Genomic DNA, 23862 nt, shown 5'->3' on the forward strand with positions numbered 1-23862 from the left:
GCCATCAGAGATGTGTATAAGAGACAGGCCGTGAGGAGGTGGTCCTCGAGTTGCTCGCCGGCGGCCGGCGATTCGCGACAGACCGGACATTCGACCGGTGCCTTCTGAGCCATGCTAGCAGTTAGCTACTGATGAGCAAAAGACTCCTGCTGGAACTCGCAGACGGACACCTCTCAATCTCGAGTCCACACCAGCCTCGCCGTGCGGGTGTCCCGAAGCCAGTGATACAATCTGGCTCAATATCGCTCTCGAGAGCCCGCTCGGTCAGTTCCTGTCACCGGAACGCACGGCTGAGGGTATCGAGAGGTCGTAGCGCTCGGTCCGAAGGAGGACGAGACAGAACAGCCCGGCGACGCCGGCGGCCAGCCACTGCCCGTACAGCGCGTTGATCGTTCCCCAGAGGAGCACGAAACTCACTAGATCGTCCAGCGCGAACTCGCAGGTTCGGACGCGCTCGCGGACGGCCGCCCGATCGAACGCGAGGTCGACGAGGACGACAGCGATGGCTCCCGAGAGGAGCCACCCCCAGTAGTTCGACGCTGGGACGCCGTAGTAGCCGCCGGGCGGGACGTACGACCAGAAGCCGATGGCGACGGCCGCAGGGTCGAGCACCAGGTCGATCGCGAGGACGGCAGTGATCGCCGAGAAGGCCCGCGGGATGAGCCGGCCGGCCCGCGCGCCGAGGGCCAACAGGGTAAGCAGATAGGCGTTGAGAACCAGCGGGACGAAAAACAGCGGCAGGGCAAGCGGCACGTCCCCGCCCAGCATCGGCCCGAGTCGAATTCCATACTCGAAGGTCCCATAGGGCCAGCCCGTCTGTATGCCGACGAGTTCGATCGCGTACGTATACGCCGTCAGAACCACGAGCGGGACGAGCGCCCGGCGGTCGAGTTCGGGAAGCAAGGCCACCACCAGCGGCGAGCGCATCACCAGCGTCCCAAACAGGATCAACAGTGGGTTGTATGACAGCAGCGGTGGCAAGAGCCCCTCCGCACTCGCGACCAGCGTCACCGCGCCGATGACCGGAAAGACGACTGCGATGGTAAACCGGTTCTCGCGGATGAGTGCCTCGAGGCGTCGCTGCACGACGGCTCGCGTCGACTCGTCGGCGGTGCTGTCGTGGACCGACGGTGTTCGGTTAGTGTTTGTATCCGTCCCGGTACTCGAGGCCGACGTCTTCGACTCGCCGCTATCCATGGAGCACCTCCCAGAGCCCGCCCATCGTCAGCACGGCACCGACGACGGTGTTGATTGCCGGGAACCACCAGTACGCTCGGTCGACGGCAACGCTCGCGGTGGCGATCGCGGCGACGAGCGCCGGGTAGACGAGCATGAGCGCGCCCAACCGAACGTCGAGGGCTCCGAACGCGGCCGCGCCGGCGAGCCAGCAGACGCCACAGTAGACGTACGTGCGACGCGTACCTAACACCGTCGCGGTCGTCCGGATCCCCATCTCGCGGTCTGGTTCGATGTCGGGGATCGCCGAAAAGGTATGCATCCCCATCGCCCACAGCCAGCCGCCGACGACGGCGAGAGCGGGTGGCTGAGTGCTGGCGACGGCGGCGTAGGAAGCCGCGCCCGGCGTGATATAGAGGCCGTTCGAGAGCGAGTCCACGAACGGGGTCGTCTTGAACCGCGCCGGCGGAGCGCTGTAGGCCGCCCCGAGGACGAGAAAGGCGACCAGCCAGGGGATCGCGGCGGTCGAGAGCAGTGGAACGAATAGCAGCGGCAAGGCTGCACAGAGTCCGACGACGGCGGGGACGTATCCCTGGCCGCGATAGCGTGCCTCGCGGTCGTCCTTTTTCGGGTTCGCCGTATCGATCTCCTGATCATAGATGTCGTTGATCCCGTAGAGAAAGACGTTCGCGGGCAGGAGGAAGTACCCGAACAGGGTGACTGGAGCGGGGGCGAACAGGTCACTGACAGTGTTTGCGGCGTAGACTGCGCCTACCAGCACCGGCCCCGCCAGATACAGCCAGAATCGCGGCCGCGAGAGGACCAGCAGGTACGAGAGGTGTGCGCCGATGCCACCGTCGGTCACCCGCGAGTTCGAACTCATCCGTGGTCTCTCTATCTCACGTCTCCAGTGTGTCTATCGCGAGCGTGCGATCGTCCATTCCGGTTGTCGGCCGTTGGCCCCATCACGGCTCGAGTCCGCCGCCGTGGTCTGCAAGCACTTTCTCGGCGGTCAGATCGCCGCTGATGAGACACATCGGGACGCCGATCCCAGGTGTGGTATCGCCCCCCACGAAGTAGAGTCCGTCGACTTCCTTCGAGCGGTGAGGCGGTCTGAACAGCGAGGTCTGTCGGAGCGTGTGTGCCAGTCCGAGCGCCGTCCCCTCGTGGCTGTTGTACCGGTTCGCGAAGTCCTCGATACAGAACCGCTCCTCGAGGATGATCCGGTCGCGCAGGTCGGTCCCGGTGTTCGTGGCGATATCTTCGAGGATCATGTTACGGTACTTGTCGCGGATCTCGGGCGTGTCCTCGAGGCCGGGCGCGATCGGCACGAGGACGAACAGGGCGCTGTGGCCCTCGGGGGCGACGGTGTCGTCGGTCTCGGACGTGACACACAGGTAGTAGGCGGGATCGTCGGGCCAGCGTGGGTCATCGAAGATGTGCTCGAAGTGTTGGTCCCACTCGGTCGGCAACACGAGGGTATGGTGGGCCAACTCGTCGACGTCACCCTCGACGCCCAGATAGAGCAAGAACGCCGAGGGGGCGTAGGTTCGTTTCTCCCAGTAGTCAGCGTCGTAGCCGCGGCGTTCGGGCGTGAGCAGGTTCTGCTCGGTGTGGGCGTAGTCGGTGTTGCTCACGACTAGATCCGAGCGGACGGGACCGTCCGGTGTTTCGACCTCGAACCCACCGGTACGGCCCTTGATCTCGGTTGCCGGCCGGTCGGTGTCGTACTCGACACCGAGCTCGCGGCCGAGTTCAGTGATCCCGTCGACGACCGCGCCGATCCCGCCGTCGGGGTACCAGACACCGAGGTTGAAATCGACGTGGCTCATCAGGTTATACAGGGCTGGCGTGTTCGTCGGCGAGCCGCCAAGAAATACCAGCGTGTACTGCATGATCTGCTGGAGTTTCGGATGGTCGAAGTAGCCCTCGACGTGGCCCTGCATCGACCCGAGCAAGGAGAGGCCACGCGCCTGCCGGGCCACATCGAGGTCGATGTAGTCTCGCAGACGCTCGCGGTCTTCGTAGACGAAGTGTTTCATTCCGACCTCGTAATTTTCCCGGGACTTCTCGAGGTATCGTTCCAAGGCCTCGCCCGCACCCGTCTCGTACTCCTCGAAGAGGGCTTTCGTTCGCTCGAGGTCGGGCGTGATGTCGACCTGATCGCCGTCTTTGAAGAAAATCCGGTAGTGTGGATCGAGATGAGTGAGTTCGTAGTAGTCACTCGGCGTCCGGTCGAAGTCGCCGAAAAACCGCTCGAAGACATCGGGCATCAGATACCACGAGGGTCCCATATCGAACCGAAACCCGTCTTGCTCGAGGCGACTCGCTCGGCCACCCACCTGTTCGTTTTTTTCGATGACGCGCACGTCCGCCCCCGCGTCGGCGAGATAACAAGCCGTCGAGAGCCCACCGATTCCGCCTCCGATCACGACGACCGACACGCCGGCCAGCGATTCCATGCCCGACATAAGTATACGATCAATGTTAAGCGTGTGTCATACATACGTAGGGAATTCGATCCGTTATCGGTGAGGGTGTCGGATCGGGACGTGCCGTTCGTATCGTCAATCATGAATGAACCGACCGGTGTATTCCTGTGCGTTGGCCCCGTAGAGGGCGTATGGATGGACTGACAGCTGTTGTTACTGGCGGGACGCGTGGTATCGGGCGCGCCGTCGCCGACGCGTTCGCGGCCGACGGGGCAACCGTCGTCGTCGGCGCTCGAGACGCTGAGGAAGTCGAGGCAACCGTCGACGCACTCGAGGCGACGGGCGCGACTGCGGACGGGTGCCGAACCGACGTCCGGGACGAGTACGACGTGGAACGGCTGGCCAGAACTGCCTCGCGGGCGGGTGAGACGGGTGGCATCGATATCGTCGTCCCCGCGGCAGGGGTTTATCACGGTGACGCCGGCCACACACCGACCGACGACGAATCGTACGCTGCGTTCGACGATCACTGGCGGACGAACGGCCGCGGGGTGTACGTGACGATCTGCGAGTCGATTCCGCACCTAACTGACGGGGCACGGGTCCTCGTTCCGACGGGGTCGGTCGCCAGCGACGGCACGGCGGGCTATGGTTCCTATGCTATCTCGAAGGCGACGGCGGAGGCGGTCGTTCGCGGGTTCGCCGCCGATACCGAGTACGTCGTGGGCTGTCTGGACCCCGGGGTCGTCGCGACGGAACTCACTGGCGGGCACGGCCGCGATCCGGAGACCGTCGCGCCGATGTTCGTCTGGGCGGCGACCGAGGCCGACCCCGAAGTAGTAGACGGTACCGTCGTCGGATTGGGTGAGTGGAAAAAGGCGACCCGATAAGGGTCATCGCAATGGTCGACGATCTTGGACGTAGATCCTGCCGTCTCAGAACCCGCCGAAGGCCATCAGGAATAGCGCAACGGCGATGATCGCGAACAGGCCGCCGACGCCTTTCTTGATCGTTCCCGTATCCAGCGCGGTCGAGACGTAGGGCGCGATCTGACCGCCCAGTGTCGTCGCGGGGACCGTCCAGACGACCATGTTCCAGGGCGTCGACGCGAGGTCCATCGTATGGCCGCCGGGAACCAGCCCGCCGCCGAAGACGTGGACGACCGATGCCAGCACGGCCGTCGTCGCGACGACGATGTGATTAGTCCCGATCGCGACGCGGACGGGCACCTCAGTCCGGAGCATCGAGATGATGCCGAGTTCACCGATCCCGAAGCCGGCCAGTCCCTGGAAGACGCCGCCGACACTGTAGTTGGCAAAGCGCTCGAGATATCCCGAGCGAGAGTATCGGTAGTCGTTGCCGTCACGATCGATGCGGGTAACGATGCCACCCTCGTTCGTTTCGACGCCCGCCGGGCCGAGTTTGGAGGCATCGTTCGGGAGGTCGCCAGTGGTGCCGCCGTCGGCTGCGACCGCTTCGCCGCCGGAGCCACCACCCGGCTCCTCGTGGCCGAGGTCAGCTTTGAAGAGCAGGAACGCCGCCGCGAGCAGTGCGAGCCCGAGTAACGCGTGGAACAGCGGTTCGGGGATGACAAACGAGAGCAGCGCCCCGCCAACGACGAACGGAATCCCGCCGAGGACGAGCGCCGTGCCGAGTCGCCGGTCGACCAGTCCATACTGGATAAAGGCGAGCGCGGAACTCGAGAGGCCAAAGGACTCGCTGATGAGGCCGATCTTCACCAGCGTATTCGGTTCCAAGGGATACGCAACCAGTGGGAAGACGAAGATGAGGAACGGGACGAACAGTGCAGAGCCACTGATCCCGACAGTGTTAACGATCGTCGCGCCGGTGGCGAACGCGATGAACAGCCACCAGTACTCGAGCCAGTAGCCGGTGCCGGCATCTGCTGGCGTCGGCGCGAAGAAGTAAACGCCGACGATGAACGCCAGTGGTGCGAGGAACACGAACACGTGCTGATACTTCAGGAACGCCTTCTGAATCCGCGAAACCGATGATGAGGCTGTCATTGAGCCGTGAACGCTGCGTTTGGAAGGGTGAAATAAGAGTATTTTCGTCTCGCCTCTCCTTGTGAACTATTCATATGGTGGCAGGGGACGATTCCACGTCGATTGGCTCGGAAATACCGGCACGTGCCGGACCACGCATTGGATTGATTGATACGGTCTGCTGTAACGATGTACCGGTGCAACCGCAGTGCGGGTCGCGGTTGCACCGGAAATGACTGACAGTAGTCCGTATAACACGGCGAAAAATTCCCTCAATGTTTATTACGCCACCCATGCTATTTCCTCTCACAGTGAGTTTTCCAGAAGGGCCCCGCAAACCGGGTGAGCAGTCTGCGATAGATGACGACGCTGACGCAGTCGACCACGCCCCGACGGACGGACTCATCCCGACCGTACTCGAGGCGCTTCGGACACACAGCGAGACGTGGGCAGCCCGCTACGTCGAGATGCGTCTCGACGCGCGCCTCGGCAGTCGGGAGTAACGACCGCGCACAGTTTTCGGACCGCGTTCGTGACTGTCGGTTCGATCGCTACCAACGGTTATGCGTTTCTGTGCCGTATGGTACCATGGTGATCGAAGATGCAAACAGTCGCAACGAAAGTAGTTACCTGCCCGCACTGCGGGGACGAAGCGAGCGTTTCGCTCCCCAGTGAGGAGACGGATTTGCAAGTACGGCACTCGATCGCAGCGTTCGGTGAATATACGACAATCACGTGCTCGAACGGCCATACCTACTGGGTATACTTCTGTTAGTCCTCGAGCGCGTCGAGCGGCCATTTTCCAGCCCTCACAGTTGGGGATCGAACTGTGCGAGCGAGCGCAGTCGCTCCGGGTGATCGATCACGACGCAGAAATCTAGTAGTGAACGAAGCCGCTACCGAGGTTCAATCGATATGGCCTTCGCGACGCAGTTGATCTGCGTCTTGGCCGGTGTAGCGCCACTCGATGGTGGCTTTTTCGTCTTGCCAATCCCAGGGCTCGGCGACGACGATGTCGTCTTGCTCGATCCAGGTGCGGTATTTCATGCGCCCGGGAATGCGGCCGAGTCGCTCCTTGCCGTCCTCACAGCGGAGCTGGACGTGGTTGCCACCGAGGTGTTCGGTGACAACGGCGAATACTTCATCGTTGTTGGGCATACGGAGGTTCCGTCGCCCGGAGTCTTCTGTCACAGCTTATCTACGTGGGGCAGACGTTTAAAGGATTGGAGAGTCATGGTATCGTGACTCGCACTGCGGTCGTTCACTTGTCGGAAGAGAGTTTGTCGGCGTTCCGGGCCTGTTCAGTGCGTCGATCAGCTTGTGCCATCCGGTTTTGTGCCGCGTTCGAGAGGGGCTCCGACAAGTCACTACGTGCCTCAGTGAGACGCTGCTCGACCCGCTGGAGGCGCTCAGTAACGGTGGTAAGCTGCTTGTCGGCAGTGTCTCGCTCGCTATCGCGTGCCCGCTCGGCAGCCCTTCGTGCGGCCTCGACGACGGCTGCGAGGGCGCGCTCGAGTCCGGTGACCGCGTTCGACGATCCGCCGCCGCGATCAGCATCGTCGTCATCGCTAACCGCCGCAATCTCTGCGCGCGTCTCGTCGGCGATATCGGCCACGAACGTCGCAAGCGATGCTTTGCCAGTCTCGGGGCGCTCGATGCGGACCGTCGACTCGCCCCCGGGAGTCGGGTTGACCCGGTACGCGCCGATGGCATCGTCACTGTCTCGAACTTCGGTCGTGTAGGCCCCGCCGGTGTGGACGTAGACAGCGTCGGTTTCGTCTACCGGCGACTCGTATAGCCGGCCGGCGAAATCGTCTTCGAGCGCGACCGCCGAAAGATCGGTCGCAGCTTTCTCACCGCCGATCTCGAGTTTCGTCGCGCGATCATGGGCGACCAGCGGAATCTCGCCGCCGACACCGGCCGCAGTCGGTGTGCCGTCGTCTGCAACGGCGACGTGTTCGCTGTGTGGCGCGCGGCCCGCACTGTTGACCGTCAATCGGTGTTCGCCGGCCGGAACGTCCTGGACGACTGCGACGCCACCGAACGTCGGGACGGCCTCGGGGTCGCTCTCCAGCAGGACGACCGACTCGACGGCCGTCTCCGTCGTGGTCAGCCCCTCGTTCTCCGGCGCGTCGTCGGTCGTGACCGCCTCCGTGACGCGAGCGATCACGCTGTGTATCGGGGCCGCCTCGCCGATCGCGTCGTAGCGGTCGGCCAGTGCCGTCCGGTGGTTGGGAACGGAGATGTCGGCCGCCGGATTGTCGTAGCGGGGCTGGCTCCACGGCACACCAGTCGTCGTGATATGACCAGCAACGGCGTCCTCGACCACGTCGGGGACGGCGAACTCGAAGCTCAGCTGTGGCCCGGTGAAGGCCGCGATCTGTTCGAGGTCGCTGCTCGGAACCAGGTCGTATTCGATGTCGGCATCGGCATCGCGCTCGCGGTGCCGGAAGACGAGTCCCGTCTCGCGCGTCGGCAGGCCCGTCGGCGGCGACGTCAGCGCGTCGTACGACCGGACCGTCAGATCGTCGTTGATCAGCGACTCGCGGGTCACGGACGGCAAACGTTCGTGCTCGTAGATCGGGACGCCCTCGTACTCCGGGACGAGGTAGGGGAGCCGTGACCCCTCGTCTCGCGGCAGCCCGTACGCGAGCGGGATCTCGAGGTCCGCGAGGTCCTCGATACCCTCGAGCGCCGTATTCGTGATGTCCGCCAGCAGATCCTCGATGGCGACCCGCTGGAAGCCATCAGGGACGTCGTTGACCGAGAGCGCACTCGAGTGTGAGCCGAGTTCCGAGAGGATACGCGGCACCAGGTCCGGGTCCGGGTCCAGGAACTCGTTGTTCGGCACCTTCCGCGAGTGGGAACTGGCGACATACAGTTGCGGCTCATCGGTCTCCGTGTCGACGAAGACGTGCAACACTTCCCAGTCGTGCCAGTGGAAGTTGGTCGTGAACTGGTCGAACGCCGAGTAGAACCAGAACTGGACCACGGCGAGTGGCGACTGCTCGTACTCGATGGCGTTGTAGAACACCGTCGGCTTCGGTGGCTCTCCGTCGCTGTATCGCTCGTGGTACCCGTCGAGGGCATCGAACCCGGTGACGACGGTCTCGCCGTTTCGCTCGCTGGTGTAGGGCCGTGGGTCCGTCGGAAACCACGGCTCGTTCGCGTCGAAGTACACCGTTGGGGCGAACTCCGTCGCCAGTTCTCGAGCAGCGTCACCGTCCAGTCGACTCGTCTGGCCATCGGTCTCACGCTCGAACGCCGAACAGCCAGCCAGCGCGGACCCACCGATGCCGGCAAGTGTGCCGAGGACAGTCCGGCGATCTACGCTGAACTCGAGGTCGTCGGTCACGAGGGATCACGACCTCTCTGAGGCCCAGCGGTCGATGCATGCACGACAATACCTGTGCCAGCCATACCGCTGCGTGGTACTATTTTCTCAAGAACCTTCTGTACTGACCGTTCACAAAACTCACAGTTCGCGGTCCGAATCGGGGTTCTCGAGGTCCCAGAGCAGTTCAGGCAAGAACGCCTCGAGATTGTCGATAACTCGCCGCTCGCTGACGTTTAAGCCCTCACAGTGGTCGTGGGCCGAGTCCCGGATGTCGACGTGGAGGTCGCCGTCCTCGAGCCAGACACCGAGCGGAAAGACCGAACACCGGGTCGGTTTCCAGTCTTCCTCGAGATGGAGTGTACAGAGGCCGTCCTCGCGGAGAAAGGCACAGGCCGAGCCGTCCTCGGCGACGTGGTCGTCGCGGTCTTTGCCCTCGCGGGTGACGAACTTCTCGCCGCGGAACTCCGTCGTGGTCTCGGCGAGGTTGGCTCGCTGGGCTAGCTCGAGGAGGTCCCGGTCGTACAGCAACACGCCGTGGTGACAACACCACGTGCAGTCGTCGACACACTCGAAGGTGAGATCAGGGTCGAACTCGACGACGGCCTCGCGGCCGGGGTAGACTTCGACGCGTCGCGGGGCGTCAGCGCTCACGTGTCGTGGGAAGGTGGTCGTCGCCAAGTGCCTTTCTACCCGTCGGTTTGGGTTGGTGCTGGCGGGTTCGTTATCGAACGAATCGCCCAGTCTCGCTATCCGATCCACCAGCCGGTCAGTACAGGAGACGCACTCAACGTTTCTGGAGAACTATCGTAGCCACTGACAGTCAGTGCATGCCTGATCGCACGAGGGCTGTGCGATCAATGTGTAACCAGTTTCAGTTGTTACGATACTGCTCACTCTTCAGTTCGGACCATCCTATTCCATTGTGGCAACCGCTTGCTGTTTGCGAGAATGGCTGTCAACAGGTATGCACTGATTGGGAGAAGGAGACCGAGTCCGGCGAGATAGGTCAGGTCAATTTCTCCGGGATTCCCAGAGAAAACGCCTGTATATTGAACGACAGCAATCGTCGCGAGGACCGTTGCTACGAATTTGAGATGCTCTCTGAGGGAGGAGAGGGTACCTTCATACAACCATTGAGGAGGCTTCATACTATAAACAGAAGCTAGTTGACGGTAGACCATACTCGGCTTGTACTTGCCCCCGAGGGCACCAGACTGATCACCCACAGAAGATTTCAACAGCCCTCACTCAACGGAGTGCGCAAAACAGCGGTGCTGATTTCACACCAGTTTCCCGATGCCGTAGTACAGAACCGGTGTTACGACGACAGTGAACAGCAATCCAACGAGAACCGGCAACGTCCCCGTTGGATCTGGACTGACTACGAATCCGATACCGAAACCAAGATAGAAACTGATACCGATTGACCCGATTCCTCGAACAATGTCGCGCATACTTACATCTATTTGTATATAACAAGTAAATGTTTTTCTAGTATATGACAAAGACGTCCAGAGCAGCCGAGCCGCTACGACCGAACCGTCTCGCCCTCGAGCGCCAGCCGTTCGCGCTCGCTCGAGTCGACGACGGTATTCCGGAGCGTACCGACGCCCTCGTAGGTTATCTCGACTGTGTCGCCGGGTTCGACGAGGCCAGGGTTGGCGGGACTGCCGAACGAAACCACGTCGCCGGGGCGGAAGGTGACGCGTTGCGAGAGATGCGAGATGATCTCGTAGGGATCGAACAACATTAGTTCGGTGTTGGCCTCCTGGCGGCGCTCGCCGGCGACGTCGGTGTACATGTCGATCCCGGTCGGATCGACGGCGGTTTCGATCCATGGGCCGAGCGGGCCAGAGGCATCGAAGGCCTTGCGGGGCGTGCGCCCGCCCTGGTCGAGCGCGTCCATGTCGTTCATGATCGTGTAGCCGCGGACGACCTCCGGGACCTCGTCTTCGGAGAGATCACGGCAGGGTTCGTCGATCACGGCTGCGAGCTCGCCGGCGTAGGTCACCTTGTCACTGAACGACGGATACGGAATCGGGTCTTCGTGACCGACGAGCGATGCCGGCGGTTTGATGAAGAAGTCGGGTTCGTCGGGCCGTTCGTACTCCATCTGGTCGATCGTCGCCGCGAAGTTTCGCCCGACACAGTACAGCGCCGAGGGTTCGCAGGGTGGGAGGAAATCCGCGTCCGTTCCGACCTCGTAAACGCCGTCGTCCGTGTGTACGACGCCGTCCTCGTATCGTCCGGCGACCGGTCCATCGTCCGTCGCGATCCGCGCGAGTTTCATTATCGGCGCTCTCGAGTCCGGAGAATTAGTGATACCGGTTTGGCCTTGGCTCGAGCTTACCCGAGCGTCTTGACCGCGACGCGGTGGGGGCCGTCGGGGGTCTCGAGCGTGACGCTGTCGACGACCGCCTCGCGGGCGCGCTGTTGCCACTCCGCGACGGCCTCGGCGTGGCGCTCGCGGATCTCGTCGGCCGTGTCCGGGTCGGCGTCCGCGTCGGCGAGTGCGGACTCGAGGTCGGGATAGTCGGCGACGACGTCGTCTGCGATGAGTTCAGCCGGCGAGACGTGGACTGCACCGGTCAGTTCGGTGTCGTCGACGTGATAGACGTGAATGCGAGCACGCATCCGGCCGTGAAACGGCGGCGTCGCTCGGAGGACGGCCTCGCCGGGGTTTTCCTGACTGTAGACGTAGGCGTCGGCGGCGTCCCCTGGCGACAGCGCAAGCGAGCGGATCGCTGTCGGATCGTCGTCTGCGGCCATTGAACGCTGATATGAATCGTGGCGGTTTAATACTCCGGTTCGACGGCTTCGTCCGCGAGTGGTGGTCGAAAGACCTCCGCACAAGCGTCGGTCGACACGCCGTAGGTTGCGTCGGCGACCGACGCCGGCGGAGTCATCTCAGTGTCCGTGTAGTGCGCGCGAAGCGACGCCCGAACGGCATCCCGGACGCAGGCACGGGTCGCAGCGCCGACCGCGGTCCCGCTGCCCGAAAAGTCGGCCGGCTGGCCTGCCGGGTCGTGGCCGACGACGACCGCGTCCGTGGTCGTCCCCGGAAAGCCGGTTTCGGATAACAGCGTCGCCGCCTTCGCCTCCGCGACGACTGCGATCAGGTTCGCCAGCGCGCCGGGTGCGAGCGCGCGCGTCGTTCCAACGATGACGTTGACCGTGCCGCGGCCGGGCTCGAGTTCTGTCTCGACGGTGTCACCCACGGCCTCATCCGAATCAGTGTCGGCCCCGGGCTCCATGGGCAACGCAGCAGGGTTCGACACCCCGGCAGTCGCGTAGGCCGTAACGGGGCCACAGCGCGCACCACGAGCATCGTCGATGTCGACGCCGGTCAGCAGCGCCGGCCCGGTCGAATCCGCGGCTGTCGGTTCGAATCCCGCACGCTCGAGGCGTTCGTTGACATATGCATCGAGATCGGTTCGCTCCCAGCCCTCGGGGACAGAGACGTTGTAGGCGCAGTCAGCCGTACAGCGACCGCCGTTCCAGCCGGTCGAGAGCCACTCGGTGTCCGGGCGGCTGACCTGCAGGACGCCATCCCGTCGGATCGCGCGGTAGGCTGACTCGGCGTCAGTCATCGTCGTGGGAGTCGACTGTCCCGTTGTCAGCGTCACCCACGCCAAGCGCGCCCAGCAGTCGGTCGTTCGCCGGTCGATCCTTGACCGCGACGCGGATATGCGAATCGAGCGCGCGGAACGTCGTCGCATCTCGGATCGCCACGCCGGCCGCTCGAGCGTCGCCGATCACCGTGGCCACGTCCCGGTCGCCGACGTCACAGAGGAGATAGGGTGCGTCCGAGTCGTGGACAGCGAATCGTTGCTCGAGCGCCTTGCGCAGCCGCTCGCGCTCGCGTTCGACGCGCTCGCGGGTCTCGCGGACGAACTCGTCCTGTCGGAGACAGTGTGTACCGACGCGAGCGGCCGGCGTCCCGAGCGACCACGCACGGCGGGCAGTTGCAAGCGCGTCCCGCCGCTCGCCGCGTGCAACGGCAAAGCCGGCACGGAGTCCCGGCAGGCCGAACAGCTTGGTCAGCGAACGGGCGACAATGACGTGGTCGCGGCCCAGTTCGGCCGCGGACGGTCGGTCGGTGAAGCCGAGAAACGCCTCGTCGACCAGCAGCGTCGTCTCGGCGTCCCCACATCGGTCGACGAGCGTTTCGAGTGCGTCCGGCGCGATCGCGTCACCGGTCGGGTTGTTCGGCGTACAGACCACCGCCAGCGCACACGGCTCGAGCACTGAGGGGCCGAGTTCGTGTAGGTCGTCATAGCGCACGAACCGCGGCGTCGCCCCCTGCAGCCGGACCTCGCGGGCGTACTCGCCGAAACTCGGGTAGGGAACTAGCGCCTCGTCGCCGGGCTCGAGGGTACTTTCCATCGCCAGCCGGATCGCGGCGAGTCCACCGGGCGTCGGGATGACCTGCTCGGGATCGCAGCCGACGAACGACGCTGCCGCGTCCCGATATTCGGGGTAGTCGTCGTCCGGGTAGCGACGGGACTCCTCGAGCGCGGCTGCGTAGACGTCCTCGACGCCCGCGGGCGTTCGGGAGTTGGTGTTGGCCGAGAAGTCCAGGAGCTCGCGGTCTGTCTCGCCACCGTGGGGGACCCGCGAGCCGGTACGGATCGCGTCAGGATTCACTGTCCCTCCGGGCCGTCGGCGTCGGTTTCGATACCGAGGCGGTCACAGACCGTCTCGAGTCGCTCGCGGACCTCGCCCATTCGGCCGTCGGGGACCAGCGAGAGCGCGCCGCCCATCCCGACGCCCTCCTTGGCCTCGCCGGCGCAGTAGCGCTCCATCGCGACGTGGTCGCTCGCGTCGAAGCCGGGATCGGTCACGGTCAGCTCGCAGTCGAGTCGGTCGCAGGTCTCGGCGAGCCGGTCGCCCTGCTCGTCGGCGACGAACGAGGTAGTCGCGACCGACAGGTCCGCGTCGATCCCGGCATGGCGCAACAGGGCTGCGACGGCGACCATCTGCGTGCCGCCGGCCAGCGTCACGTCGGTGCCGGACTCGAGCGCACCAGCAGCGATGCCAGTCACCGTCGGCTGGACCGGGTCGCCGACGGCTTCGATGGCCTCGAGCGGGTCGCCGTCGCAGTCGCCGGCCTCGAGGTTGCTTTCGGCCAGTGCCTCGTCGACGACCTGTCGCTTGCGCTCGATCGGGTTCTCGGGCAGCGACGAGGAGACGCCGCCCGGCTCGCCGAGTGCAGTGAGGACGCCGAGTGCGGTGGTCGTCCCGCCGGGGACCGTTTCGCCGATCATGACCTCGTCGTCCGGCAGGCTCGCGCCGTAGTCGTAGGCGCGGTCGAACGTGGCGTTCGCGTCGGGGACGGCCGCCGGCTCGCGGACGTCGACACCCGGCTGAACGCCGAGGTCGACTGTCGGCGCGGCCGTCGACTTGGCAAGTCCCGCATCGATCACGGACAGGTCGAAGCCGACGACCTCCCGCACCGCGCGGGTCACGGCCGCAGGCGTCGGACAGCCGGTCGGACTCACGGGCGTCACCGGCGACACGGTCGGTTCGCCGTAGATGAGGATTTCGACGTCCGCCGAGGGCGTATGCGCCATCAGCTCGGGGGCGGCCCCGGCAGCACTGATGCCGTCGATCAGCGCCGTCTCGGTCGTTCCAGCGGCGAGCAGGACTCGCATCTAGCGGCCCTCCGCCGACCGAGACAGCCGATCGGCCGCGAGACGAGCGTCTTCGAGCCGGTTCACGTTCACTGCAAGTCGCGCGTCGTAGTGTACGTCGATCATGGATGTGGAATCGGATGCGGTGCCGACGATGTTGACCCCGGTCGGCGCGAGGTGGTCGGCTGACTCGAGTCGGGTATCGATACTGACGCCGAGCCGTCGTTTGAGTGCCACGGGGACGCAGACGGTCCGCGAAGCATCGCTGTCGCCATGTGCTGCGAGTATGCGGTCGACGACTGGACCCTCGAGCAGCGGCAGGTCCGCGGCGACGGTGAGGATCGGCGGGGAGAGGGCGGGTCGCTCGAGTAGGCTCATCAAATCGGCCACGTAGCCCTCGCCGGCCGTCTCGATCGTCGTCACGCCGTCGGCCGACTCGAGGTGTGCCCGCGTCTCCGGTGCGTTCGGCGAGACGGCGGTATAGATCGTCTCGAGTCGGCTGGCTGCAAGGCCCGACAGGACGTGATCGATCATCGGCCTCCCGGCGATCGGATGGAGGGGTTTCTCGTGGGCGCTCTCGAGGCGCGTGCCTTTCCCGCCACACATCACGAGAGCGTCCATGCGATCACCCCCAGATGGATCCCGGCGATGCGGCCGATTTCGTTGGCCGCGCCGAAGATGTCGCCGTTGATCCCGCCGAGCTGGCGGTTCGCCCAGTACCAGGGGAGGCCAACGCCAGCGACGGCCCCACAGAGGGCGACCGCACCAAGCGGTGACCGCGGGACGACAACCGTCGCGACGGCGATCGCTGCGGGCGCGAGGAACGACCTGGCGGTGGCTCCGTCGGTGAACTGCTTACCCATGCCCTCGGTGACTGCGGTACCGAAACAGGCCAGCGCGGCCATCCCGAGTTTGGTCCCGACTTCGGCACCGACCGCGATGGCAATCGCTGCGCGAACAGGGAGACCCGCTAGCCCGAGACCGCCAAGTGCCAGCGCAGCGACGGTGATCGACACCGACAGCAGTGCGCCGACGCCGGTCGTGGTGTCTTTGAGCACCTCACGGCGGCGCTCCTGACCGCCGTGGACGACCAGCGCATCACCCAGATCCGCGACGCCGTCGAGATGGTGGATCCCCACCACGGCGTACACCGCGAGTAGGTAGCCAAGCGCGACCGTCGTCGCTGTAAGTGTCTCCGTCGCGAGCAGCGGAACCGCCGCCAGCACGCCCGAAATGAGGCCAGCGATCGGGAACGCTGCCGGTGTCACCCGGAACGCCTCCCAGTCACCGTCTCGGAAGCCGACCGGAAGCCGTGTGAGAAAGCCGAGTGCCCCGCGGACGGCCCCGAGCCAACGGCCGATCATACTATGTCAGAAACACCTCCACGAGCGGACTCGAGTCGAGTCCCAGCCCCGTCGACACGAACACGACGAAGCCGGCAGCGATGACGATCGAGACGCCAGCCGCCCGGCCGACGAGCGAGACGCCTCGCTCGCCGTCGGCCAGCGTCGGCAGGGCGGCGTCGGGGTTGAGGGTATAGACGCCCGGCTTCTCGAGGCGGATCGCCAGCGCACAGGCGAGCGTCGCCATCGGCCAGCCGGAGTTGGGCGACGGCGGCACCTGTGCCCACGCTCGAGCACGGGCGAGCGAAAGCGGATCGGCCGCAGCGATAGCGATCGCGATCGCCGCGACTCGGGCGGGGAGAAACATCACCAGATCGTCGAGACGCGCGCTCGCGGTGCCGACAGGCTTTGATGGGTAGCCGAGCATCGAATCGAGCGTGTTGACGCCTTTGACCCACGCGGCAATCGCCGCGGCGGCCGGTAGCGAGACCGGTGCGAGAACGGCGAACGGGAGTACCGTCGCGACCAGCCCGTCGGCGAGGTTCTCGGCGGCGCTTTCGACGGCGGCGCTGCGCAGTTCGGCGGCCGAGAGCGTCGACGCGTCCCGGCCGACCAGCCCCCGGACCTGCGTGCGAGCGTCCGCGAGATCGCCGTCGGTGGCCGCGACGACGGTACGGGTCAGCTCGAGCAGCGAGCGGATGCTGATCGTCAGAAAAAGGACGACGGCGGCGACGACGCCGCCGGCCAGCGGATGAACTGCCGTCGCGGCGAGAACGGCTCCACCGGCGACGGCGGCGGGGACGAGCGGGGCGAGCGCGGCGATGCCGACGCCGGCCAGTCGCTGGCCACGCTCGGTCGCGCTCCAGTCCCGGTCGAGCGCGCCGACGAGTCGGCCGAACCACGCCACCGGATGGGCAGCGGTCGGCGGCTCGCCGATCAGGAGATCGAGGCTGACCGCCAGCCCGATGACTGCAAGCGCCGTCAGCACGCCACTGTCACCTCCGGAATACCGACAGTCCGTGCCCGGATGCTCATGACTGCGCTGCCAGCGTCGCCAGTCGCGCCGGCACGTCCGCAAGCGGATCGTCCTCGAGCAACAGCGCCGTTCCCCCAACGCCTTCGATCCCGCCGTCAGCCTGAGGATCGTCACCGACGTGGATCAACTCGTCGGGGGCGACGCCGAGTTCCTCGGCCGTCAGTTCGAAGATTTCGGGGGCAGGCTTGCGCCAGCCACAGCCGACGCTCGTGACGATCGCATCGAAGTCGCCGCGCGCGAAGTCCGAGCGGACGAGCGTCCGGCCGACCAGTTCGGGGACGCTACAGTTCGAACAGATCGCGACCGGCCCGTGCTCTCGAGCGGCGTCGACCGCCTCGAGCGCGCCCGGTCTGGTCTCGACGGTCGGGTCGAACGCCGCCACGACCGCACGTCTCGCCGCGTTGTGATCGTAGTCGACGCCGCGACTCGCGAGCGCACGCGAGACGTGTGCGGGCAGCGGTACTTCCGCGCCGTCCGGTGCGTCGACGTGGGCTTCGGCGTAGGCGTCGGCCCAGTCGTCAGGGACCGCGACGTCGCGTTTCTCGAGTTCCGTTGCGACGGCTGCGGCCGGGTCGGCCGGTCGATCGGCGGTCACGAGCGTCCCGAAGAGGTCGAACGATACTCCCACAGTAGTGTGACTAGCACAACCTGACTTTAATTTCGCGGTCCGCGGGCGACGGCGCGACAGCGTCGGCGAGAACGATTCGAAGCGCGGTCGATCCGCCGCTCACTCGGCAGCGCAATTCGCCTCATACGGACTCCTGTCAGTCAGTGCCGATGCAACCGCAACCCGCACTGCGGGTACACCGGGACATCGGGACAGCAGACCGTCTCAGTCGATGCGGGCGAACGCCAGGTTGCCCGAAATGTTCTTGATGTAGATGTCGACGACGTCGCCCTCCTCAGCGCCGGGGACGAAGATCGTGTAGTTGCCCTTCTCGGCGACACCGTCGCCCTTCCGGCCGGTGCCAGTGATTTCAACCGTGTAGGTCTTGCCCTCCTCGACGGCATCCTGCTGTTGTTGCTGCTGGCTGCTGGTCGACCGCTTGGTGACCGGGCGGAACGCCCCACAGGCGTCACAGCGCAGCATCGGCGTCCGATCCTCGCGGACCAGCCGAGTGTCCGGCAGGCCACACTCCGAACAGAGGACGTACTCGTCGACGTAGGCGTCGATCGCCGCGTCGAAGTCCTTCTGAGAGAAGGTCCCGTTGTACCGGCCACGACCGTTCTCGAGTTTGCCACTGGTCCCCAGTTCGCGCTGGATGAACCGGTGGAGATGTTCGGTCTCCCGCGAGAGGACGTCGGCGATCTCATCTAAGTTCGTTACGCGCGTGAACGCGCCGTCTTTCTGTGTCTCCGGATCGGGGATCTGGAGTCGCTCTTCGTCGCCCCCGATATCGGGGACGTCCTCCATCGCACGGTCGAGACTCGATTCGTAATCCATACACGAGAGGTGGTGACGGGGACGTAAATCCGTTCTGCTATCACGATCAGTCGTTGAGAACGACGGTCACTCACAACGTGGCGACCGGGCCGATGGCCCGCCGGGACTAGTCCGTTCCGCCCCCACGCTCGCTGCCCGAAGCCGCGTTCTCGTCGACCAGTTCGCCGAGGTCGCGCTCGAGGTTCGCGAAAATCGATTCGGTGTGATCGGCTCGCTCGGCTTGGCGCTGTTCGGCACGATCCTGAACGCGGTCGCGATCCGGGTGTTCGTTGCTCATCGGTGGTGGTATCGTGACCGCTCCGAAAAGCGGCCGGCCGGCGCTCTCGTGGACCCAGCCATGCGTATTCGGTCTATCGCGTGCAATCACCAGAAGACGGTGTCGTGAACAGCGTCCGTATCGAACACTGACGGTTCTGAAACAGTCGTTTAGACGGTGTCTACTCCACGTAGGCCCCGCTTACCCTCGGTATAGGCGACTCATATATAGGGCATACTATCCGGTACGTCAGTTCGATGACTGGTGTACAACCAAGACAGTCACTGCAGTCGAATAGGTATGCGATCGGCTTCACAGCAGGCATCGCCGGAGATGAGGCGTGACCATGGCGGGACGTGATCAGCCTCGAGCGATGTCCACTGGGCGACGGCTGCTCGCCCTCGGAGTCGCCCTGGGCGTCATCGTCGGGCTCGCTGCGACCGGGGCTGTTAGTGCCCAGCCTGACGGGAACGAAACGGTCTCTGAGGAAGCGTACGTCCAACCCGCGCCGGAGCAGGGTGATCCGTACTTCGAGGCGGCGGCCGACGACGGAAGCTGGGTCAGCTACGAGAACCCGCGCGACGAGTATCGAGAGCCGTATCTCGGTGAGGGCTCCGGAAAGATCTGTGTCACGTTGCTCAACGAGAACGGCGATCCAGTCATCGGTGAGTCGGTACCGAACACGACGGTGACGATCCCGACCGGCGGCGCGACGACGTGGCACTCCGAGGCCGACCCGATGACCGTCGAGTTCCCGATGAACGAGCACCACGAATTCCCGCTCGACGGCGACCAGTTCGGGACGAGTCCGGACGTCGCACAGGGTGACGGCTACATGGACTCACACTGCCTCGAATTCCACGGCAATTCCGAAGACGCGACGCTCACGTACGGTCAAGCCCAGATCAGCGGCGAGTACGCAGACCGGATCGACGTCGTCGGCTACATCCAGCAGGTTCCAAAGGGAGACGGCTGGGAGACGGACATCGATCCGATCGACGCTGCGGAACCGTACGACGAAGCGGGCGGTGGCTGGACCTACAACGCGGCCGAGAACGCGACCCACGCGCAGGTCGTCGTCGTCCTCCAACTCGACGCACCGGCCGACGAGCGGTTTGACCCAACCGAGTCGAACGCGACCGATCCGACCGACTCACAGACGACTGATGACGACGATGAATCAGCCAGCGCGGACGATATGATGCCCGGATTCGGCGTGCTCACGGCCATCGTCGCACTGTCAGTTGCCGTCTTCGCACGCTATCGCAGCTAACGCCGAACGGCCAACCGGCTCGAGACGCTGTGACGGCCCGCCAGCGTAATGTCGGGAAAGACAGGGAATGGCTACAGATGTAGCCAGGAACCATGGAGCTCCTCGCATGTAGTGACGGGGCGAACGGATCAGGTAGGATATCCCACCAACAGACTGTCGTACCCCCGTCTACCTGATAATTCGATTGTATCACTATAATACTGCTGGCCGAAATCGGCGGAGAGCGATGAAAGCGGGCGGAAATCGGTTGTTTCTAACATATGTTTGTAATGACAGGGTTATGGCTGATCTGGAGAGTCACAGCTCGATACCGCGGGCGACACGCGATCGTCGAATCAATTAGATTTTGACGATCGGCGCGAGACTCCCAGCAAATGGCGAACACGAACGACGCCGACGAGGACGGCCCGCGTGTCCCGATCGTCTGCCCTGCCTGCGAGACGACCTCCCGTATTCCGCTTGCAGACGTAGCCGACGCGGTCGAACGACACAACGAGCAACTCCACGACGGCGACGACGTCGCCGAGGTCGATCCCGATATCGCCGATCAAATCGCAGATCTCGTCGCCACCGAACTCGGTCTTCTCGAGGACGCCGACGAGAGTCACAGCTGAAACGAGTGGCATCCCGATCGCACGAGGGCTGGACGATCGGATGTGCTGTGCTGTTCAACGGCTTCTCTCGAGAGATCGTCACGTCGATCGACGGGCTGCTATACGAGCGGCGGCAGTGACCGCCAGTTGTGCTCTCCGTCGCGGTGGTTCCCGTGTGCTGCTTGCGGCTGTTTCAGAAACACATTCCTCCGAGGAGATCGATTGGTTCTCTATGGACGAGTCCACGACCGATGCGTCGGACGAACCGGCCGCCGAGACCGAATCCGAAAACGAAGCGGAACAGGAAACGGACGCCGAGTGGATGGATCCCGCAGACAAACCGATCCTCGAGTTCCTGCAGTCCGAAGACGCCTTCGAACCCTCCCAGCTCGACGAGGCGGGACTCTGTCCGGGCAACTTCGGTGCCTACCGGTGTCGAGAGTTGACCAAGTACGGCCTCCTGAACAATCCCATGACCGGCGTCTACGAGGTGTCCGAACGAGGCGAACAGTATCTCGACGGCGAACTCGACCCGAGCGAACTCGAACCAGACGAGTGAGGACCGATACAAACAGTAGTTCGCTTACACGAACCCACGTGATGGGCTGAGACGCGCCCGGCCGCTCACCGGCCAGCGAGGCTGCAAGGCCGTTGGATCCAACGTGTCGCGGCTTCGCTCGATGTTGTGCCAGCGTCGGGTGGCTCAGACGAACCCGGGTGAGCGGGACGTCCGAGCGAGCGGTGACGTCAGGTCGCGTCGACAGCGTCCGGGACGTTCGTTGCCAGAAACTCAGTGACGGCGTCGCCGCCCTGGAATCCGTCTGCCAGTCGCGCGGTTTCCGTCCCGTCCTCGAACAAGACCAACAGCGGCACCGACTGGACGTTGAAGCGGCCGACGAGGTCAGCGTCGTCGCGGGGGTTGATCATCCCGATCGCGATGTCCGTCGCACGGGCGACGTTCCCCAGTACCGGTTCCATCGCCTGACACATCGCACACCCGCTGGTGTAAAATTCGACGAGTGCAACGTCATGTGTCGCGACGAACTCGTCGAGTTCGTCGCCGGTCTCGAGTTGACGCGGCTTGTTGGGCGAGGTCATAGAGAGACGTAGCGCCCCATCACGGAAACCTGTGACGGCGTGCGTTGGTGTCGAACCGAATTCCATCTGCTAATCGTCGCATGGTAACACAATTCATGTTTCGAATCGATTGACGGTATCAGAGCGAATATTCACTGAAATATATAGTTACGTAAACTGCTGAACGGCTGTATCTTTATGCGTGGGTCCTGTATTCGTGTTCGATGATCCGATCCGCAACTGGCCAGGATGACGGGACGCCGACCCAGCGGAAAGCAACGCTGTTCTGCTGGGAGTGTGATCACACGAGTACCATCGACGGCGACTGGCAGTTGCGCCCACGAAGGAAGTCTCTCGCGTACGTCTGCCCCGAATGTGAGACCACGCTCGCCAAGCGCCCACGGTCGAACGAGACCGTATCACACCACGCGTTGTCGGGACCGTTCGTAGCGTGGCAACGCACACTCCGTGCGTCAGCAACGGTTTGGCGGGCATCGATCACTGCCAGCCTCTCGAACCTGACGGCACTGACCGAGTTTGCAACCGCCGGCTCACAGCCCCGCTCCGTAATGCAGTGACAGAGACCGGACCCCGGCGATCGAACTGCGGCCTCGAACGAAAATGAGTGCCAGATGAATCGTCCTGTCGATCGAACGCTACACGTTTATCCAGTTTTCTCGATCGCTTTCAGCCAGTATCAACTATACCTCGACCACCATCATAGTATACACTACATATGACTACTTTTTCAGCTATTTGCGTATATTCGCCCACAACAGCAGAGCTTTAATAGTTGGTTCCGTTGTTTGACTCGAGCAAAAGATGACGAACGGGAACCTAACTGCTGCGGAAACGCGCGTACTAGACGAGATCGAGGAGCAAGACATCGACTTCCTCCGATTGCAGTTTACCGATATCCTCGGAACCGTCAAGAACGTCGCCGTGCCGGCTCGGCAGACCGAGAAGGCGTTTACCGAGGGGATCTACTTCGACGGCTCCTCGATCGAGGGGTTCGTTCGCATTCAGGAGTCGGACATGCGGCTCAAACCCGATCCCGACACCTTCGCGATCCTCCCGTGGCAAAACCGTGAGGACGGCGCATCGGCCCGGATGATCTGTGACGTCATCGACACCTCGACGGGCGAGCCGTTCGAGGGTGACCCGCGTCGTGTCCTCAAAAACGCCTTAGAGCGCGCCGACGAGCTGGGCTATACAGTCAACGCTGCGCCTGAACCGGAGTTCTTCCTCTTCGAGGAAGACGAGGAGGGCCGTGCAACGACGAAAACCGGCGACTACGGTGGTTACTTCGACCTCGCACCCAAGGACCTCGCCTCGGACGTCCGCCGCGACATCATCTACGGCCTCGAGGAGATGGACTTCGAGATCGAAGCCAGCCACCACGAGGTCGCTCGCGGCCAACACGAGATCAACTTCGAGTACGACGACGCCCTGACGACGGCCGACAACGTCGGCACCTTCCGCACCGTCGTCCGTGCGATCGCCGCCCAGCACGACCAGCACGCGACGTTCATGCCCAAACCGATCCCGAAGATCAACGGTTCGGGGATGCACACCCACCTTTCGCTGTTCACCGAAGACGGCGAGAACGCCTTCCACGATCCGGACGACGAGTTCGACCTCTCGGAGACCGCCCACGCCTTCATCGCCGGCATCTTAGAGCACGCGCCAGCGATCACGGCGGTCGCAAACCCCACCGTCAACAGCTACAAGCGGCTGGTGCCGGGCTACGAGGCACCGGTCTACGTCGCCTGGTCCGACCGCAACCGCTCGGCGCTGATCCGCAAGCCCGCAGCCCGCGTTCCCGCCGCCTCACGTGTCGAACTGCGCTCGCCGGACCCGTCGTGTAACCCCTACCTCGCGCTTGCGGTCATGATCCACGCGGGTCTCGACGGCATCGAGCGCGACCTCGAGTGTCCCGACCCGGTTCGCGAGAACATCTACGAGTTCGACGAACAGAAACGCGAAGAGTACGGGATCGACACGCTCCCGTCGAATCTCGGCGACGCCGTCGACGCCTTCGAGGAAGACGAGGTGATCTACAGCGCACTCGGCGATCACGTCGCCTCCAAGTTCGTCGAGGCCAAACGCCAGGAGTTCGAGGAGTTCCTCATCGACGTCTCCGAGTGGGAACTCGACCGCTACCTCGAGACCTTCTGAGACCGCCCGCGTTTTTGCGCGTCGAGCGGCGACACGGCTTCCGACGAGTGGTGATCACACGACAGAACAAGCGACGAC

The 23862-nt window shown here is 64.0% G+C and carries 27 protein-coding genes; 8 read left to right on the forward strand and 19 right to left on the reverse strand.

Annotated elements, in window-relative coordinates; genetic code table 11:
* Positions 1-264 precede the first annotated feature (264 nt).
* The 3 genes from cruF to C476_RS14300 form a co-directional block, all read right to left on the reverse strand.
* The gene (gene cruF, locus C476_RS14290; protein WP_008014179.1) at positions 265-1197 is read right to left on the reverse strand and encodes a bisanhydrobacterioruberin hydratase; all 933 of its coding nucleotides are present in this window, start codon (positions 1195-1197) and stop codon (positions 265-267) included.
* Entirely contained in the window at positions 1190-2059 is an 870-nt protein-coding gene (locus tag C476_RS14295; protein WP_008014181.1) for a prenyltransferase, read from the reverse strand. Before C476_RS14295 ends, cruF begins: the two co-directional genes overlap by 8 nt.
* Positions 2060-2141: 82 nt before the next feature.
* Entirely contained in the window at positions 2142-3638 is a 1497-nt protein-coding gene (locus C476_RS14300) for a phytoene desaturase family protein (protein WP_008014184.1), read from the reverse strand.
* A 161-nt stretch (positions 3639-3799) separates the two neighbouring features.
* On the opposite strand from C476_RS14300, the gene C476_RS14305 reads away from it, so the two are divergent.
* A complete protein-coding gene (locus tag C476_RS14305; RefSeq protein ID WP_008014185.1) occupies positions 3800-4498 on the forward strand; it encodes an SDR family NAD(P)-dependent oxidoreductase in 699 nt (232 codons plus the stop codon).
* A 45-nt stretch (positions 4499-4543) separates the two neighbouring features.
* Here C476_RS14305 and C476_RS14310 read toward each other — a convergent pair whose 3' ends face one another.
* A complete protein-coding gene (locus C476_RS14310) occupies positions 4544-5635 on the reverse strand; it encodes a sulfite exporter TauE/SafE family protein (protein ID WP_008014187.1) in 1092 nt (363 codons plus the stop codon).
* Between the two features lie 290 nt (positions 5636-5925).
* Between C476_RS14310 and C476_RS14315 the strand changes: the two genes are divergently transcribed.
* Together C476_RS14315 and C476_RS19930 are read left to right on the forward strand one after the other, a co-directional pair.
* Positions 5926-6117 (forward strand): hypothetical protein, encoded by a 192-nt coding sequence (locus C476_RS14315; RefSeq protein WP_008014189.1) that lies wholly within the window; start codon positions 5926-5928, stop codon positions 6115-6117.
* Between the two features lie 98 nt (positions 6118-6215).
* A complete protein-coding gene (locus tag C476_RS19930) occupies positions 6216-6389 on the forward strand; it encodes a hypothetical protein (protein WP_449289261.1) in 174 nt (57 codons plus the stop codon).
* A 131-nt stretch (positions 6390-6520) separates the two neighbouring features.
* On the opposite strand, the gene C476_RS14320 is transcribed toward C476_RS19930, so the two are convergent.
* The 14 genes from C476_RS14320 to C476_RS18740 form a co-directional block, all read right to left on the reverse strand.
* Positions 6521-6805 (reverse strand): translation initiation factor eIF-1A, encoded by a 285-nt coding sequence (locus C476_RS14320; RefSeq protein WP_074854731.1) that lies wholly within the window; start codon positions 6803-6805, stop codon positions 6521-6523.
* A gap of 70 nt (positions 6806-6875) precedes the next feature.
* Complete coding sequence (locus C476_RS14325) at positions 6876-8969, reverse strand: hypothetical protein (RefSeq protein WP_008014194.1); 2094 nt, start codon at positions 8967-8969, stop codon at positions 6876-6878.
* A 120-nt stretch (positions 8970-9089) separates the two neighbouring features.
* The gene (locus C476_RS14330; protein WP_049911907.1) at positions 9090-9602 is read right to left on the reverse strand and encodes a YkgJ family cysteine cluster protein; all 513 of its coding nucleotides are present in this window, start codon (positions 9600-9602) and stop codon (positions 9090-9092) included.
* 877 nt (positions 9603-10479) lie between these two features.
* Positions 10480-11241 carry a fumarylacetoacetate hydrolase family protein gene (locus C476_RS14340; RefSeq protein ID WP_008014201.1) on the reverse strand — a complete coding sequence of 254 codons (762 nt, stop codon included), beginning with the start codon at positions 11239-11241 and terminating at the stop codon, positions 10480-10482.
* Between the two features lie 56 nt (positions 11242-11297).
* Positions 11298-11720: a hypothetical protein gene (locus C476_RS14345; protein WP_008014203.1), complete on the reverse strand. Its 423-nt coding sequence runs from the start codon at positions 11718-11720 to the stop codon at positions 11298-11300.
* Between the two features lie 26 nt (positions 11721-11746).
* On the reverse strand, positions 11747-12541 hold the full coding sequence (locus C476_RS14350) for an adenosylcobinamide amidohydrolase (RefSeq protein ID WP_008014206.1): 795 nt from the start codon (positions 12539-12541) through the stop codon (positions 11747-11749).
* A complete protein-coding gene (locus tag C476_RS14355; protein WP_008014208.1) occupies positions 12534-13598 on the reverse strand; it encodes a pyridoxal phosphate-dependent aminotransferase in 1065 nt (354 codons plus the stop codon). The genes C476_RS14350 and C476_RS14355 overlap by 8 nt, the downstream gene beginning before the upstream one ends.
* On the reverse strand, positions 13595-14605 hold the full coding sequence (cobT, locus tag C476_RS14360; protein WP_008014209.1) for a nicotinate mononucleotide-dependent phosphoribosyltransferase CobT: 1011 nt from the start codon (positions 14603-14605) through the stop codon (positions 13595-13597). The genes C476_RS14355 and cobT overlap by 4 nt, the downstream gene beginning before the upstream one ends.
* Positions 14606-15190: an NTP transferase domain-containing protein gene (locus C476_RS14365; protein WP_049911916.1), complete on the reverse strand. Its 585-nt coding sequence runs from the start codon at positions 15188-15190 to the stop codon at positions 14606-14608.
* A complete protein-coding gene (gene cobS, locus C476_RS14370) occupies positions 15190-15948 on the reverse strand; it encodes an adenosylcobinamide-GDP ribazoletransferase (RefSeq protein ID WP_008014213.1) in 759 nt (252 codons plus the stop codon). Before cobS ends, C476_RS14365 begins: the two co-directional genes overlap by 1 nt.
* Position 15949: 1 nt before the next feature.
* Positions 15950-16915, reverse strand: a complete 966-nt coding sequence (gene cbiB / locus C476_RS14375; protein WP_008014215.1) for an adenosylcobinamide-phosphate synthase CbiB — start codon at positions 16913-16915, stop codon at positions 15950-15952.
* Positions 16916-16958: 43 nt separating this feature from the next.
* Entirely contained in the window at positions 16959-17591 is a 633-nt protein-coding gene (locus tag C476_RS14380) for an HAD family hydrolase (RefSeq protein ID WP_008014217.1), read from the reverse strand.
* 204 nt (positions 17592-17795) lie between these two features.
* On the reverse strand, positions 17796-18407 hold the full coding sequence (locus C476_RS14385) for a translation initiation factor IF-2 subunit beta (protein ID WP_008014218.1): 612 nt from the start codon (positions 18405-18407) through the stop codon (positions 17796-17798).
* 106 nt (positions 18408-18513) lie between these two features.
* Positions 18514-18684 (reverse strand): hypothetical protein, encoded by a 171-nt coding sequence (locus tag C476_RS18740; protein ID WP_008014219.1) that lies wholly within the window; start codon positions 18682-18684, stop codon positions 18514-18516.
* Between the two features lie 325 nt (positions 18685-19009).
* On the opposite strand from C476_RS18740, the gene C476_RS14390 reads away from it, so the two are divergent.
* The 3 genes from C476_RS14390 (at position 19010) to C476_RS14400 (ending at position 21088) form a co-directional block, all read left to right on the forward strand.
* Positions 19010-19936 carry a hypothetical protein gene (locus tag C476_RS14390; protein ID WP_049911911.1) on the forward strand — a complete coding sequence of 309 codons (927 nt, stop codon included), beginning with the start codon at positions 19010-19012 and terminating at the stop codon, positions 19934-19936.
* Positions 19937-20310: 374 nt separating this feature from the next.
* A complete protein-coding gene (locus C476_RS14395; protein WP_008014223.1) occupies positions 20311-20550 on the forward strand; it encodes a hypothetical protein in 240 nt (79 codons plus the stop codon).
* Between the two features lie 211 nt (positions 20551-20761).
* Positions 20762-21088 (forward strand): hypothetical protein, encoded by a 327-nt coding sequence (locus tag C476_RS14400; RefSeq protein WP_008014225.1) that lies wholly within the window; start codon positions 20762-20764, stop codon positions 21086-21088.
* Between the two features lie 188 nt (positions 21089-21276).
* Here C476_RS14400 and C476_RS14405 read toward each other — a convergent pair whose 3' ends face one another.
* Positions 21277-21627 (reverse strand): thioredoxin family protein, encoded by a 351-nt coding sequence (locus C476_RS14405; RefSeq protein ID WP_008014227.1) that lies wholly within the window; start codon positions 21625-21627, stop codon positions 21277-21279.
* A 203-nt stretch (positions 21628-21830) separates the two neighbouring features.
* Between C476_RS14405 and C476_RS14410 the strand changes: the two genes are divergently transcribed.
* Positions 21831-22184: a hypothetical protein gene (locus tag C476_RS14410; RefSeq protein ID WP_008014228.1), complete on the forward strand. Its 354-nt coding sequence runs from the start codon at positions 21831-21833 to the stop codon at positions 22182-22184.
* Between the two features lie 244 nt (positions 22185-22428).
* Entirely contained in the window at positions 22429-23784 is a 1356-nt protein-coding gene (gene glnA / locus C476_RS14415; protein WP_008014229.1) for a type I glutamate--ammonia ligase, read from the forward strand.
* Positions 23785-23862: the final 78 nt, after the last annotated feature.

Origin of the sequence: Natrinema limicola JCM 13563, assembly GCF_000337475.1 — an archaeon.
Classification (GTDB): Archaea; Halobacteriota; Halobacteria; order Halobacteriales; family Natrialbaceae; genus Natrinema; species Natrinema limicola.